Origin of the sequence: Roseovarius sp., assembly GCF_040219995.1 — a bacterium.
Taxonomy (GTDB): Bacteria; Pseudomonadota; Alphaproteobacteria; order Rhodobacterales; family Rhodobacteraceae; genus Roseovarius.
In genome coordinates this window covers 76,719-91,789 of record NZ_JAVJUC010000046.1, presented here as the reverse complement: position 1 = coordinate 91,789, position 15,071 = coordinate 76,719, and the positions used below count along the sequence as shown (strand labels likewise).

7 protein-coding genes are annotated in these 15,071 nt (G+C 64.5%); 1 reads left to right on the top strand and 6 read right to left on the bottom strand.

Going from position 1 to position 15,071, the window contains the following annotated elements; all coding sequences use genetic code 11:
• Positions 1-18: 18 nt before the first annotated feature.
• The 5 genes from RID11_RS20170 to RID11_RS20150 form a co-directional block, all read right to left on the bottom strand.
• Positions 19-1,329: an HlyD family type I secretion periplasmic adaptor subunit gene (locus RID11_RS20170; RefSeq protein WP_350142092.1), complete on the bottom strand. Its 1,311-nt coding sequence runs from the start codon at positions 1,327-1,329 to the stop codon at positions 19-21.
• Positions 1,319-3,487, bottom strand: a complete 2,169-nt coding sequence (locus RID11_RS20165) for a type I secretion system permease/ATPase (RefSeq protein WP_350142091.1) — start codon at positions 3,485-3,487, stop codon at positions 1,319-1,321. The genes RID11_RS20170 and RID11_RS20165 overlap by 11 nt, the downstream gene beginning before the upstream one ends.
• The gene (locus RID11_RS20160) at positions 3,484-4,812 is read right to left on the bottom strand and encodes a TolC family protein (protein WP_350142090.1); all 1,329 of its coding nucleotides are present in this window, start codon (positions 4,810-4,812) and stop codon (positions 3,484-3,486) included. The genes RID11_RS20165 and RID11_RS20160 overlap by 4 nt, the downstream gene beginning before the upstream one ends.
• Complete coding sequence (locus tag RID11_RS20155) at positions 4,809-5,624, bottom strand: SapC family protein (protein ID WP_350142089.1); 816 nt, start codon at positions 5,622-5,624, stop codon at positions 4,809-4,811. The genes RID11_RS20160 and RID11_RS20155 overlap by 4 nt, the downstream gene beginning before the upstream one ends.
• Positions 5,625-5,741: 117 nt before the next feature.
• Positions 5,742-10,793 (bottom strand): beta strand repeat-containing protein, encoded by a 5,052-nt coding sequence (locus tag RID11_RS20150; RefSeq protein WP_350142088.1) that lies wholly within the window; start codon positions 10,791-10,793, stop codon positions 5,742-5,744.
• A 381-nt stretch (positions 10,794-11,174) separates the two neighbouring features.
• Here RID11_RS20150 and RID11_RS20145 point away from each other — a divergent pair, with 381 nt between their 5' ends.
• Positions 11,175-13,244, top strand: a complete 2,070-nt coding sequence (locus tag RID11_RS20145) for a calcium-binding protein (protein ID WP_350142087.1) — start codon at positions 11,175-11,177, stop codon at positions 13,242-13,244.
• A 12-nt stretch (positions 13,245-13,256) separates the two neighbouring features.
• Here RID11_RS20145 and RID11_RS20140 read toward each other — a convergent pair whose 3' ends face one another.
• Positions 13,257-14,924 carry a CAP domain-containing protein gene (locus RID11_RS20140; RefSeq protein ID WP_350142086.1) on the bottom strand — a complete coding sequence of 556 codons (1,668 nt, stop codon included), beginning with the start codon at positions 14,922-14,924 and terminating at the stop codon, positions 13,257-13,259.
• Between the last annotated feature and the right edge of the window lie 147 nt (positions 14,925-15,071).

Below are 15,071 nucleotides of genomic sequence, written 5' to 3'. Positions count from 1 at the left end.
GCGCGGCACCTGGCGGTCTCAGTCGCGCAGGGCGCGCTCCTTGACCCGGACGACGGGCCGCAAGATGTAATCGAGCACGGTCTTACGCCCCGCGAGGATATCGGCCTGCGCGACCATGCCCGGCATGATCTCGACCTCGACGCCATCGGCATCGAGGATCGTATCGGTGGTGCGGATTTCCACGACGAAGACCTCTTCTTCGCTGCGTTCCGTGCGGGTGATCGTGTCGGCACCGATGCGGACGATCTCGCCCGAGAGGTTGCCGTAGCGCGACGCGTCATAAGCGGTGATCGTCACCTTCACCGGCTGGCCGGGATAGAGAAAGGCGATGTCGTCGGGACGCACATAAGCCTCGACCAGAAGTGTGTCATCAAGCGGCACGATCTCGATCAACTCCTCGCCTGGGCGGGCCAACGCCCCGACGGTGGGGCTGTGGATGCGGTTGACGATGCCACGCACCGGCGCGTAGAGGCGAGAGCGTGCGGCGCGGCTCTGGAGGGCGGGGAGGGCCGGTTTCAACGCTGCCAGTTCCGCTGTCGCGGTGGCCAGATCCGTGAGTGCAGCACTGCGAAAGCGGCTGCGCTGTGCGGCGATCCGGTCGTCGATCTCATCAAGCGCGGATTGCAGCCGGGTGAGTGAGGCGCGGGCCCGCACCTCGCGACCGCGCCATTCGGCCTCGGAGCGGCGCAGCGAGAGGAGTGTGGTGGCGGGTTCCATACCGCGCTCAACCAGAGGTTCCATCATGTCGCGTTCCTCGGTCAGAACGGCGAGGGTTTCTTGGGCGGTCTGCCGGTCGACCAACCCTTCCTCGTATTCCTGCCGACGTTGCAGACGCTGGCGTTCGAGAATGTCGATCTCGGCGCGCAACTCGGCCTGCCGCCCGCGATAAAGTGCGGTCTCAGACCTGACCACATCCGCTGCGCGCGCCACCAGATCGGGGCTGAAGGCAAGATTGACCCCGTCGATTTCCGCTTGCAATCGTTCGATCCGAGCCATGAGGCCATAGGCGCGCTGTTGTTCCTGATCGAGTTGACTGTCCAGCAGGGTGCCGTCCAGTTCCATCAGCAGATCGCCCTTTTCGACGACCTGTCCCTCTTTGACATGGAGTGATTGCAGCACGCCCGGTTCCGCCGCCTCGATCACCTGCACCGAGGCCGAAGGCACGATGCGCCCATCGGCGCGGGTGACGTCGTCGATCTCGGTGCTTGCGGCCCAGATGACCGCAATGGCGAGGAAGGCCAGAATGGTGAAGAGGAGGATCGAGCCGCGCAGCGCGGAGCGCCCGCGCATCTCGCGGGCCAGACGGTCGAGATCGTGGTCACGCGCCATCCTTCGCCCCCGCCTGTCGTGCGGCGCGTGCCAGGATCGACTTGTCGCCATCGGCCCCGACGCGCCCGTCCTCGATTACAATGACCCGGTCCACCAGATCAAGCAGGCTCGTGCGGTGAGTGATCACGATGAGCGTGCGGTCCTTGGCCTCCTCCTTGAGGCGGGCGATCACGTCGCGCTCGTTCTGCACGTCCATCGCGCTGGTCGGCTCATCAAGAAGGAGCACCGGGGGCTGACCGACGAGGGCGCGCGCCAGCGTGATCGCCTGTTTCTGCCCGCCCGAGAGCCCTTCGCCCCGTTCCGCAAGCATCAGATCATAGCCCGAGGGGTGCTTTGCCACGAAATCCTCGACGCCCGCGATGCGCGCGGCCTCCAGAATATCGGCATCGCGGGGGCGGCGTGCGCCGATTGCGATGTTCTCGCGCACGGTGCCGGAGAATAGCCATACGTCCTGCAGGACCGAGCCGATATTGCGCCGCAGGTCGCCGGGGTCAATCTGGCGAATATCCGTGTCATCCACCAGCACAGCGCCCTTGTCCGGGGCGTAAAGCCCCAAGAGCAGCCGCGCGACGGTGCTCTTGCCCGATCCGATACGGCCCAGGATGGCGACCTTTTCTCCCGGTTGGATGGTAAAGCTCACCCCCTTGAGGGCGGCAACGGTCTGGTCGGGATAGCTGAAATGCACGTCGTCGAAGCGGATGCGCCCGTCGAGGCGCGGGCGGCTGAGCCAGTGGCGGCCTTCTGGGCGTTCGCTGTCGGCGCGCATCAACGCGTCGAGATTGCGATAGGAACTGCGCGCCTGATTGAGGCGGGTGAGGGTCTGGGCCAGTTGTGCAAGCGGAGCCAGAGCGCGCCCTGTCAGGATCACGCTGGCAATCAGCGCGCCCATGCTGACCTCGCCCGCGGTGATCAGGAAAACGCCGTAGAAAACGATCATCACCTGTGCCGTCTGCTGCGTGAAGCTGGTAGCGTTCATCGCCAGTTGGGTGACGGCGCGGGCGCGGGCGCCATGTTCGGATTGACGGGCGATGGCCTCTTCCCACCGGGCGCGCATGCGGCGCGCGGCCCCGGTGGCCTTGATCGTTTCCAGCCCTGAGACGGTTTCCACCAGCACGCCCTGCTTCGATTGACCGTCCTTGAAGCTCTGCTCGGCGAGGCGAGCGAGGACGGGCTGCACCGCGATGCCGACGATCAGCACCAACGGCACGGCGATGGCAGGAACTAGGGCCAATGGCCCGCCGATCATCCAGATGACCCCGATGAAAAGCAGGATGAAGGGCAGATCGACCACCGCGACGAGGGTCGCGGAGGTGAAGAAATCGCGCAGCGTCTCGAACTCGCGCAGGGTGCTGGCGAGCGCGCCCGTCGAGCCCTTGCGCGCGCGCATCTGCATGTCGAGCAATTGATCGAAGATGCGCCGCCCCATCACCATGTCGGCGCGTTGCCCCGCGCGGTCGATAAAGCCCGCGCGCAGGTTCTTGATCAGGAAGTCGAACAGGAGCGCGATGCCCACCCCGATGGTCAGTGCGATGAGCGACTCGGTCGCCTCGTTGGGCAGCACGCGGTCATAGACCACCATGATGAAGATCGAGGTGGTCAGCCCGAGGAAATTTGCCAGCACCGCGGCCAGCAAGACCTGCGTATAGGACCAGCGATTGGCGGCAAGGGCCGACCAGAACCAGTGCCCGCGCCGTCCCTCGGAACTGGCGAGGATATCCTCGCGGTGTTCGCGGCGCAGCAGAATCGCATGGCCGGTATATTGCTGTTCCAGATCGTCGCGGGCAATCTCGCCAATGCCTTCACCAAGGGCGGGATCGTGAATGGCAAGCTGCCCGTTGCCGGTCACCCCGTGGAGCACCACCGCACGCTCGCCCTCGAGCAGCAAGATGGCGGGTGTGAGCGTGCTGTCGAAATCGCGGAGCTTGCGTGCGCCGAAGGCCGCCTGCATCCCTGCACGCTCTGCCGCCGTGATCGCCTCTCGCACGCCGAGCGTTCCGGTGACGTCGGAACTTTGAACGGCATGCAGCGCTGCAAGCGTCATTGGACGATCGAGCGAAGCGGCGGCATGCAGCAGGCAGGCCTCGAGCGGCGACGTTTCGTCGGGGCGGCTGCGCGCCTCGCGGTCGAGCGGGACCACGCGGGGTGACGGCGTGGTCATGGCGTCACCTCTGGCAGGGTGATGTCGAAGAGGTCAAGAATGTCGCCGGTCAGCGCAAGCGCGGCGTAGTCGGTCAGGAAACGTTCCTGTTCAGCGCGGATCAGGGTGTCCTCGGCACGCACGTAATCGCGCTGCGCGTCCAGTAGGTCGACCATGCTGCGGCGTCCGATGCTGAACTGTTCGCGCGCCGCATCGACGCTGGCGGCATTGCTGGCCACGGCCTGCCGGGCTGCGATCACCCGCGCCTCGCCTGCCGACTGATCGGTGCGCACAAAGGCCAATGCCTCGCGCACGTCACGCAAAAGCGTGTCGCGTTCGGCCTGCGCGGCATCAAGCCGGGCCTGGGCTGCATCGACGGCGGCGCGGCGCTCGCCCCGCGTGTCGAGGCTGTAGTTGAGCGTGAGATCAAGCGCCAGATCACCGCCGCCACCCGAGGCGCGCTGCCCGGTGGCACCCAGTTCTACACCCGGCTGACGGCGGGCACTGGCCGCCATGAGATCGGCCTCGGCGGCCTTGAGCGTGGCGTTGGCGGCACGCAGGCGCGGGCTCTGGTCGAGAACATCGGCCTCACCGGCGGGCAGGGGCGGGGCTTTGACCGGGCGCGGCAGGTTCGCCGGGATGTCGCCGAAGAGGCGGCGGAAGGCGGCCTCGGCGCGTTCCAACTGCGCCTGCGCATCGACGCGCTGCGTTTCGGCATCTGCGACGCGGCTCTGGGCGATCAGGCGGTCGGCGGTGGAGCCTGCACCGCGCTCGGCGCGCTCTTCGATCTGGCCCGCGAAGTCGCGCAGCACGTTCAGGTTTTCCTCGGCGATGGCCAGCAGGCGGCGGCTGGTGAGCAGGCGCTTGTAGACCTCGACCGCTTCGAGCGTCACCCGTGCGCCTGTCTCGATCTGCTGCGCGCGGCTTTGCAGCACCCGGGCCTCGGCGGCAGTCTGGTTGGAGCGCGCGGCCCCGGCATCGTAAACCAGTTGCGAGACGCGCAGGAACGGCCCGCTGTCGCTGTTCGTGTTGCTGTCGAGCCGGGTCTGGGCATTCACACCGACACTGAGATCTGGGCGAAAGGCCCCATCGGCGGCACGCTTGTCGGCGCGGGCGCCGCGAATCTCGGCTGTGCTGCGGGTGATTGCGGGCTCGGCCATGACAGCCCGCACGATATGCTGGCCAAAGGCCTCGCGCGCCACCGTGTCGGGCACCCGGTCAGCCCCGAGCCCCGCAGTGCCGCTCTCCAGGCTCGCCCGCACCGGTGCAAGATCCGGCTGCTCGGCACAGGCGGCAAGTAACAGGCAGAGCGTGGCGACGAGAGCGGGTATTCGGGGTCCGGTCACACTGTGCCCCTGTCGTGATCCTGCGCATCGGCGAGCGCGTCGAGAAAGCCTGAAAGGTTGCTGTCGGGGGCAGGGGCGCTTGTGCGCGGTGCGAAATCCGCCCCGGCGCGCAGCGCCCGTGCCATCCACCGGGCATGGCAGAGCGAGACGCGCTGCGCATGGGCGAGCCGCAGCGCGCCGCAGGACCAAAGATCGGGCAGGGCGGCAGGATCGAGCGCGTCGAGCCTGGCCGGATCGACGGTGAGCAAGCCGTCGGCGTCGCTGTCGTTCATGCCCGCCAGGGGGGCGAGTGGCGATAGCAGCCCCGCAGCCTGCAGGGCGGCACAGGCGGCTTGCGTGGCCAGTTCGGATTGCGCACGGGTGCGAAAGAAGGCGATCACCTGTTCTAGCGCTGACGAGGGCGCGCCGGTTTCGTCGAAAAATGCCTCGTCCTTGGGGTTATCGGTGACCAGGCCGCTTGTCTCGTCCACCAGCAGGGCCATCTCTGCGCCCGCCTGCGCAGGGGTTGCGGCAAAGGGATGGGCGCGCAGGATCGAGGGTACATAGGTGCCCCGCCACGTGCCGTCGGAGGCGACGAAGGGCGAAGGCTCGCCCGCCGTCAGGTGCAGAAGGGCGTGTGGTTCCACGCTGCCGGTTGCGCTGCGGCGAAAGACAAGGGGAAACGCGCTCGCTGCCGGTTCAAGCTCGGCGAGGACGATGGGCACGCTATGCCGGTCGCGCGCAAACGCATAGGAGGCGAAACGCTGCCAAAAGCGCCCGCCGTGGCGGTCCTTGCTGATTGCGACCTGCGCCGTTTGTGTCACCGCGTTCATGACTGCCGATTATTCCCTCAGTTTCTTACTACTCCGCAAAGGCCGGGCATTGCAAACGTCAGGCGGACCGGAGCATGCGCAATCCGGCCCGCCTGTCTTATTGGTGCAACGCTTGTCTCAGGTGATGCCGGCAGGGTCGGGCAGGATCACGTTATCGGCGTTGAGCTGGCTCAGATCGCCGATATCGCTGAAATTCGCGAGGATTTCGACCGAGGCGTCATCCGGTGCGGTGACGTCTACCCGCGCCAGTGCGGCATTGGTGCCATCCCCTGCGAGGAAGTAGACCACGTCGCCCGCAGTTTCATCCAGAAGGCCCTCGAACGCAGTTTCAAGCGTGGCCGCGTTGGTGTCGGCAAGCGCGGTGGTGAAGATCACGAAACCGGTGTTGACGCCGATGGCCTGACCGTCCGTCATGCTCTGGACGAAATCCCCGTCGCCGCGCAGGTCTGCCTCGCCGAGGAAGGCGATGACATCCGACTGGAACGTGTCGCCGGTGGTAAATCCGGTCACGGTGTCGGTGCCGTTGCTGGCCTGATCCAGTTCGAACACGACGATATTGGTGCCGCTCTCCGAGACGTCGATGCTGTCATCGCCGCCCTTGGCCTGAATGACCGAGTCGGTGTTCGACGCAGTGAGCGTGTCGCCCCCGGCGGTGCCGATCTGGAGTTCGGTCGGACCGCCTTGGCTTTCCTCAACGAAACTGAGCGTAATTGGGCCTGTCCCTTGGTCCGTCATATCGAATGTATAAAGTACATCTCCATCGGCCAGCGACCCACTAGCGGTCCCTCCGCTGAAAAGGACGCTTCCAGTCGCCGCATTCGCTGTGTTGGCGATGAAAAGGTCGAGATTGTCGTCATCGCTCCCGTTGATGTAGGTGGCCCGCGCTGGATCAAAAGACATCGTGGTGGTGATGCCTGCGTCTGTATCCAGCCCCTCTCCCGCGATCGCGCTCATCGTAAGCGTAGCCCCGCTTTCAGCGGTGTTCACGATTGCATAAAGCGAGGCAAGATAAGCGTCGATATCGGCCTGTTCCGCGTTCGCTGCCCGGCCTGCGTCATTGCTCACGGATGCGCTGACGGTAAAGGTCTCGCCCGCTTCCAGCTCGTCGAAAAACGTAGGGTCGATCGGCAGAGTCCATATCCCGCCCGCACCGACAGCCGCCGTGGTGTTGAGAACCTGACCGCTGGTCGACCCGGTGACGGTCACCGTGACTGGTCGACCCTCCTCGACCCCGAGCGTGGTGCCGGTGATGCTGGCATCCTCGGTATCCGACAGGTCGACCGCCCCGTCCACGCCGACTTCGTCGATCGTGAGGATCGGTACAAAATCGGTTGGCACGTCGATCTGGTCGGATCCGGTATTGCCGGCATCGTCGGTGATCGTGAGGTCGAGCGTGTAGGTCGTCTCGTCCTCAAGTGTGGCGATTTGTGCGGCTGTGAGGGGGATGTCGAACGTCCCGCCGTTCGATACGGTGGTGTTGATCGTGACATCCGTGACCGTGCCGCCCGACCCGTCTGGACGGGTAAAGGTCAGCGTGACGGGCGTGCCATCGGGTTCTGTCGTGGTGACGGCGACGCCTTCGGTTTCAAGGCTGTCGCGTTCCTCGATGCCAAGGACGAAATCTGCAGGCGGCGGATCGTCGAAGGCGATGGTGGGTGCGGTGAGGTCGATATCGAAGCTGTCGGTTGCTGGGGTCGCCGGGTTGCCCGCCGCGTCAGAGACCTCGGCGGTGACGGTCGCGGAGGGCCAGGAGCCGATGCTGGAAAGATCACCCGATGTGAACTCTACCGCGAAGGTGCCGCCGGTGACCGTGCCGGTGCCGACGATGGGTGTTGCCGCCGCGCCGCTCAGCGTGACGGCTACGGTCTGACCGTCGGCACCGGTCACATTACCCGTCACGGTGATCCCCGCCTCGCTCTCGGCGATGTTGAGGATATCGTCCGGCCCGACGCCAGTATCGGTGATCGTGATGGTTGGGGCCGTGAAATCGGTGCCGAAAGAGGCGGTGTCCTGCGCGGTGTTGTCTGAACTGTCGGTCACATCTGCCTGCACGGCGATGGTTGCGCCATCGGCAAGCCCGGTAAGATCGGCCGACGGGATGGTGAGCGTCCAGTTGCCGCCGGTCACCGCGACCGGGGCGAGTGCGGTGCCGTTGAAGGTGACTGTAACCTCGGTCGTGTCGGTCGCGGTTCCGGTGATCACCAGGTCTGTGCCCTGTTCGGCAAGGTTCATCACGTCATCCATACCAAGAGGCAGCGGATTGATGCTGACGGTCGGTGCACTGACGTCGATAGTGACCGGGCGCGATGCCTCTGGTGCTGGGTTGCCCGCGAGGTCGGTCACATTGGCGGTGATGGCGGGCGTTGCCCCGTTGCCCTCATCCGTGACCCACTGTTCGGTAAGGGTGGGCGTGAAACCCACGCTCCATGTGCCGTCTGCGCCGACTTCGGCAGACTCGCCACCAAGACCCTCGACATTCACCGAGACGGATTGCCCAGCCTCAACCCCGGTGGTGGTCCCGGAGATGATCAGCGATTCCGTACTGTCGTCGATATTGATGATGTCGTCATCGGAAACGGTGTTTATGGCGATGGTCGGCGCGGTGAAATCCGCCGTGATCTCGGCCGTGGCCTGCGGGGCTGGCACGCCATCGCCGTCGGTCACATCAGCCGTGATATCGACCGTCGCGCCATCCGTGAGGCCCGCTGTCGTTGCCTGTGCGGGGGTCAGCGAGGTCTGCCAGACACCGCCGACGATACCGACGGTCAACGGTCCAAGGCTGCCCACATTGAGCGTCACATCCTCGCTGTCGGGCACGTTGTTGGTGGTGCCCGAGAGGATGATGTCTTCGCCAGCCTCGGCGGCGTTGACGAGGTTGTCGCCCGAGATATCGTCGATGGTGATCGAAGGGCCGTTGAAATCGGCGTCGACTGTGGTCGTCGCGGGCGCGTCCGCGGGGTTGCCCGCAGCATCGGTGACGGTGGCAGTGACAGGAATGTCGCTGAGCGTACCGTCACCTGTATTGGCCTCGGTCTGAATCGCCTGAATTGCGCTTTGCGGCACTATCACCGACCAAGAATTCGGCTCGGCACCGCCGAGGCTGTTGCCGATAACTTCACCGGTGAAGGTCTGTCCATCAAAGGTGAGTGTGACCGGCCGGCCGATCTCGGCATTGGTGGAGCCGCTGATCAAGAGGTCGCCCTGCACGTCGAGCAGCCCGATCTGGTTGTCACCGGAAATGTCGTTAAACGAGATGGTCGGCGCGGTGAGGTCGCGGCCGAAGCTTTGCTCCGTTGTCTCCGCCGGGTTGCCAGCCAAATCCGAGACATCGGCGGTGACGCGTACGGTGCCGTCGCCCACAAATTGCGCCAGCGTCGCGGCGGGAATGTCCACCGACCAGTTGCCGCCCGAGGCGGTGGCGGTGTACTCGGTGCCGCCCCCACCGGGTATCTGTGTGGGGCCGTCGAAGAGGCGGACGGTCACTTCTTGTCCGTCCTCGGCATCGGTGGTGCCGGAGATGGTAACCCCCTCGCCCTGTTCGGTGAGGTTGAGAATACCGTCGTCGCCGGTCCCTGTATCGGTGATTTCAATCGTGGGGGCCTGAAGATCGACGTTGAGGTCGAGCGGGACGGCTGAGGCGGGAATGCCGGAGTCGGAGTCTGTGACCTCTGCGGTGATCGTGACCGGGCCGTTTTGTGGGAAGGTGCCGCCGTCGCCTGAAGCGACGGTGACGGACCAGTCGCCATTTGCATCAACGGTGACGGGGCCGGTCAGCTCTTCACCGTTCACCGTAACGGTGACGGTGCTGCCCTGCGCCACGCGGTCGGTTGTGCCGGACACTTCGAAGCCGTTGGCGCGTTCCTCGATGTTGAGGGTGTCATCGCCGCTGGTGGTCGGGATCGGGTCTATCGCGATCGACGGGCCGGTGAAATCGGCAGCGATCGGGGCGGGCGTGTCGGTGGCGGTGTTGCCTGCCACGTCCGTGACGCTGGCCGAGACGTTGAGTGTGACGGGGCCCGCGTCGAGGCCGTTGAGGAAGCCTGCGGAGATCGGCACGGTGAACTCACCGCCTGCCACCTGTGCTGTGAAGTCGGTCCCGTTGAGCGTGACGGTGACGGTCTGGCCGTCCTCAACGCCGGTGACAGAGCCGGTGACGTCGAAGCCACCCACACGGTCGGCGGCGGTGATGTCGGCCGCAGCCACCGGATCGCCCGCGATCGTCTCAATTGTGATCGCAGCGCTGAGATCGGTGCCAAAGCTGTCGGTCGCCTCGACCGCCTCGTTGCCCGCTGCATCCGCGACGTTGGCCGTGATTTCGACGGTGGCTCCGTCCTCGATTGTCGCGAGGCTGCCGGCCGGAACGACAACGCTCCAAGCCCCGCCCGAGGCGGTGGTGGTGAATTCCTCTGTGCCAACCATGACGGTCACGGTCTGCCCGTCCTCGGCATCGGTCGAGCCGGAGAGGGTGATCCCCTCGCCCTGCTCGGTGAGGTTAAGGACGCCATCCTCGCCCGCACCGGTGTCATCGATGGTGATGGTCGGGGGGACCGTATCGACATTGAATTCCTGCGAAGTGCTGCCGATTTCCTCGCCGTCTGCGTCAAAAGATGTGACGGTCACCGTGACGTTGCCCTGGGGAAGGTTATCGGCTTCAGGGGTCGTCCAGTTGCCCTCTTCGTCAAGCTGTGCGGGCACGGTGGTTTCCTCACCGTCTTCGTCGGTTATGGTGACCTCGACGGAACTTGTGCCCTCGGGCAGCCCAATGCCCGTGTTGCCGTTGTTGAAGCCGCCGCTGACACCGAGGACCGTCGATTGAAAGTCTTCCCCGTTGAGCACTGGCAGCGCAGGTGGACCATCGCCACCGTCACTGCCGCCGCCCCCGGCTGCCGCTGCGAGCCCGGCACCTCCGGCAAGTCCGGCGGCGATGGCACCGCCGCCGACGCCGCCCGCTCCGCCTGCCATCACCTCGGCGGCGATGTCTATGATCCGGTCGCTGACGAGAACCTGTCCATTGGTGGCGATCTGAACATCTGCGGCGGGCACGGAAATCGTGGTGCCGTTGCTCATGGTGAGCTGGGCCGAACCATCCGGCATCGTACGCACATCAGTCACGCCCTCGATCCCTGAGGCGCTGACGAATTCACCGGTGGTTTGTGCCGCGGCCAGCATCGGCAGGGTCAGGACGGCACCGATGAGCCCCGATCCCGCAAGTTTTCCTGCCGTGAGACGTTTCGCGATCCAGTCGCGGACAAAGGCCTTTCTATCGATTTCAGTGGAAACAGTGGAACGCGCATCAACGGGTTTTGAAAAATTCTTGGTCACATCGGCCTCGCAGTTCAGAAAGTGATGGATTGTTGACTAGTTTCTCAAGTGTCCGTGCCATTTTGACAAGGGAAAAATCAATTTTTCGGTCTAATTCGGTGTCAGGGCAATTCGTCAAATGCAATTAAACCCTTCCGAATAAATCACTCTTTGAGCAAGGTTTCCGCCCCGTGCGTGCCGTTGCCCGTGGCCATGATCCGGGCTTGAGTTGCACACGAAGGGGGCAAGATGCGTCTGCATTTCAATGCACGCGTGATCACGGGTGAGGCGCGTCTGGATACGGCGATCCGCGCCTTGACTGCCAATGAGCTGAATGGCGAGACACTGATCTATGCTGCCACCGATGCAGGCGGCGGGCTCAGCGTGTATCGGCTGGGGGCGTCGGGGACATTGAGCCTACACGACAGTGTGCTGTTCGCGCCGTCGTTCAGTGCTACCCTGAGCCGTGATATTGCCGTTGGCGGCGCGCCGGAGGAGGCGATGCTGTTGCTCGGCGTCGGTGACGGGCGGCTGATTTCGTATGGTCTGGCACAGGATGGAACGTTCGAGGCCATCCGCGCGCCGGTGCCGGTCGATCCCGCGCTTGGGGCAGTGGACCGGCTGGCCTATCTGGGCGATGACGCGGGGGGCGGTGTGCTGGCCCTGTCGGGCGGTGGAATTTACCGCATGGAGGCTGATGCCGGGCTGAGCCGATTGCAAGACTGGACCGGGCCGGACAGCGCTTTGAGCCTGATGCAGGGTGCCGAAGGTGTGATCCTGACCCGGGCCACGCTGGACGGTGTCGAAAGCGAGTGGGTCGACCTGGCCGGTCGTGTCACGTTTGGCCATGCGGTCGGGGTCGAGGATGGATTCGGCGTGGCAAACCCGACCGCGATCGAGACAGTCGCTGCGCATGGCACGCAGTTCGCGGTTCTGGGTGCGGCCGGGACGGATTCGCTGAGCGTGCTCGAGGTATCGGCCACAGGCGCGCTACAGGTCCGCGACCACCTGATCGACAGCCGTTTCAGTCGGTTTGCCGACGTGCAGGATATCGCGGTTGCGCAGGTTGCAGGGCAGGTCTTCGTGGTGGCGGGCGGCAGCGATGACGGGTTGAGTTTGTTGACGCTCTTGCCGGATGGTCGGCTGGTGCATCTCGACAGTATCGCGAGTGACGCGGCGGCGCGGCTCGACGGGATCACGCGGCTGGCGGCGGTGCATGCGCAAGACGCGCTGCAAGTCATTGTCGCGACGCAGGGCAATGGCGGTCTGGCGCATCTGAGCGTGCCGATGGACAATATCGGCGTGGTGCTGCGTGGCGCGGGCGTGCTGGCCGGTGGGGCGGGCGATGACCTTGTTGTAGCCGAAGCCGCGGCAAGCACCCTATCGGGTGGGGCCGGGGATGATATCCTTGTTGCAGGGCCATCGGGGACCACCATGACCGGCGGGGTAGGGGCTGATCTCTTTGTCATGCAAAGCGGCGGAGGCGAGGTCAGGATCACTGATTTCAATGTGGCGCAGGACAGGTTGGACCTGTCGGATTACACTATGCTGCGCAATCCCGATCAACTGACCGTCACGCGGGTCACTGGGGGGGCACGGATCGTGTTTCGCGATGACGTAGTGGTGATCCAGAGCCATGATGGCACAACACTCGGACGCGAGGATCTCTTCGGATCAGCCTTTGACGGGCCGGACAGGATTTCGCTTGCGCTGCTCGACGGCGCGCGGTCACCCGAGCCAGAGCCGACGCCGCCGGGCGCTGATCCTGGGCCTGCGCCAATACCTGAGGCTGCACATGTGCTGCTGATCCGTCCCTCTGAGCCGAACCCATGGCTCATCGGGGCCGAGATCACGTTCACGCCTGACGGTGCGGGTATGGCCCGTCTGACGGCCGATGCCGAGGGACGGTTCGATCTGGCGGGCTTTGCTGGTGAGACCGGGCGTCTGAGCATTCTGCGTAACTACAGCGCAGGCGACCCGGCTATTGACGTGAGTGATGCGCTTGATGTGCTGCGGCTCGCGGTTGGGCTCGATCCCAGTTTCGGGCCGGCCTCGTCGGTTCATCAGATCGCCGCTGATTTCGACCGCGACGGGACGGTCAGTGTGAGCGATGCGCTTGGTGTTCTGCGCCTGGCCGTTGGCCTGCCGCTCGAGATCGGGCCGGAATGGCTCTTCCTTGACCCCGAGGCCGATCTGGCGGCGATAGCGGCGGGGAGTGCGCCTGTCACGGATGGTCTACGGTTGACCGTGCCGTTCGATCCCGGATTCGAATTTCTGATGACGGCGATCTTGCCGGGTAATGTGGATGGATCCCTCTGACGTCGTGTTGTCTCAGACGGCCTGAGTTGCGCCCAGATCCCCGAGAGTGACCAACTGTAGATCGAGCGTTCCCCCGTCCAGCCCGTGATCGAGATCGGCACCTGTCTCATAGGTGACGGAGCCCGCGTTCAATCCGTCGAATGACTGGCTGGAATCGAGGAGCACATAGTCTCCGGGTCCGACGTCGGGTGTTTCGAGCCCGACCGCGGCACGCAGCACGTTCAGTGCGTCATTGACTGTAATATCACCCGACATATCCACATCTGCCGCGATCAGATCATGCGGCGTGGCAGGCCCGAAGGACGGTGCGAGCCCGACCGCGATCCGCAGAATGTCGAGCGCATCGCCGACGTCGGGGGTTTGGGTGCTGGTCGCCCCGGGTGCGAGGTCGATATGGCCGGTCAGTCCCGTGGGCAGATGCAGATCGAAATGTCCGGACGTATCCGTGGCCAGGACCTGTTCGCTGCCATCGGAGAGGCTAAAGCTGAGAACGAGATCGGCGGCGCCTTGTGCTGCGGGCGTGCTGACCAGACCGCTTATTGCGGTGCCGGTACCTGTAGGCTGTAGCGATATGGTGGAATCCGTGAATTGCGCGAAGGCGATATCCGTAAGCGTATTGGTCCCGTCGCTCTCCGGGCCATCGCGCAGGTCGGTGATGGTGAATTGTCCAGTGCCGGTTTCGGCGATATCGAATTCGCTGCGCTGTCCGGTGAAGACGACCGTGTCGAGACCGCCGCCGCCGGTCAAGCTGTTGTCACCGCGTCCGACATAGAAGAAATTTTCGAGTGTATTGCCGGTTGCGGAGTTGTCTACCGCGCCCAGCATCTGCACATCGAGCGCTCCCTCGCCCAGAACGACATTTCCCGATGTCAGGATCCGATCACCGTTGAGCAGATCGAGTTTGACATTTCCCTGTGACATGTCGACCGTCAGCGATATGCCACTGCCGGGCTCGCCAAGTGTCACGCTGACGGCGGGGTCACTGCCGAGGGCAAGGCTATAGCCCCCTGCCGCCCATGTCGCTGTTGTCGCCCCCGCCGCCGAGATCTGAAACGCGTCCCGGCCTTCGCCCACGGAATAGGCGAAGTCGAAGTTGGTGTCGTTGTAAATGACGCCGGTGAGGAAAAAGTCGCTACCCGATGTGGCGAATTTGTGGGTGAGGACTGAGGCGTCCCAGCCCTCTTCGAATTCGCCGCGTTGCTGAGAGATGCCGGTTTCGCGGAAATGCGCGGCAAAGAGGTTTTCGCGATGGCCCGGGCTCGCGTATAGGCCGTCATGGTGGTCCGTGATCGCACTTTCGAGGTCGATCGAGCCGGTGGTGCGCAGCAGCGCCAGGTTTTCCCCCCAACTCCACGAGCCCTCGAAAATATACCCCGCCGCCTCCATCCGATCGCCAGGCGAGCTGCCGCCTTCGCCGGTGTGCTCGAAGGTGTCGGTGTCGAGTATCCACTGACCGTGTTCGGCCGCCGCCTGTTGCACCTGCGCATTTGGGGCGAGGGCCTGCACCGGCGTGTCCGCAATCGTGCCCGGGTCAAGCCCTTCGTTCAGGTCGATGCCCTGACGTGCGGCTTCGCCCAGAGGGTCCAGACGGGCTGCGTTCACCAGTTCGAGAAAGAGCTGTTCGTTGGCTGTAAGCATGAGTGCCCCAAGGGTTTCGCTGATCTGATCGGTCTGTTGCAAGAAACGGCGCAAGCGCACGACTGTTAATAACATAGTCCGCCAGCGGGGTGAGAGTTGGGCGCGAATATGACCGATCTGTGGTCGTGTCGCCGCACGACATCGCGGGAAAACTCGAGGTTTTGTGGCGTTCGATGGACGCAACCCTTA

Excerpts from the sequence above, each read along its gene's own strand:
- RID11_RS20170 (WP_350142092.1), bottom strand. The coding sequence starts at position 1,329 with ATGGCGCGTGACCACGATCTCGACCGTCTGGCCCGCGAGATGCGCGGG.
- RID11_RS20165 (WP_350142091.1), bottom strand. The coding sequence starts at position 3,487 with ATGACCACGCCGTCACCCCGCGTGGTCCCGCTCGACCGCGAGGCGCGC.
- RID11_RS20155 (WP_350142089.1), bottom strand. The coding sequence starts at position 5,624 with ATGAACGCGGTGACACAAACGGCGCAGGTCGCAATCAGCAAGGACCGC.
- RID11_RS20150 (WP_350142088.1), bottom strand. The coding sequence starts at position 10,793 with ATGCTGGCCGCGGCACAAACCACCGGTGAATTCGTCAGCGCCTCAGGG.
- RID11_RS20145 (WP_350142087.1), top strand. The coding sequence starts at position 11,175 with ATGCGTCTGCATTTCAATGCACGCGTGATCACGGGTGAGGCGCGTCTG.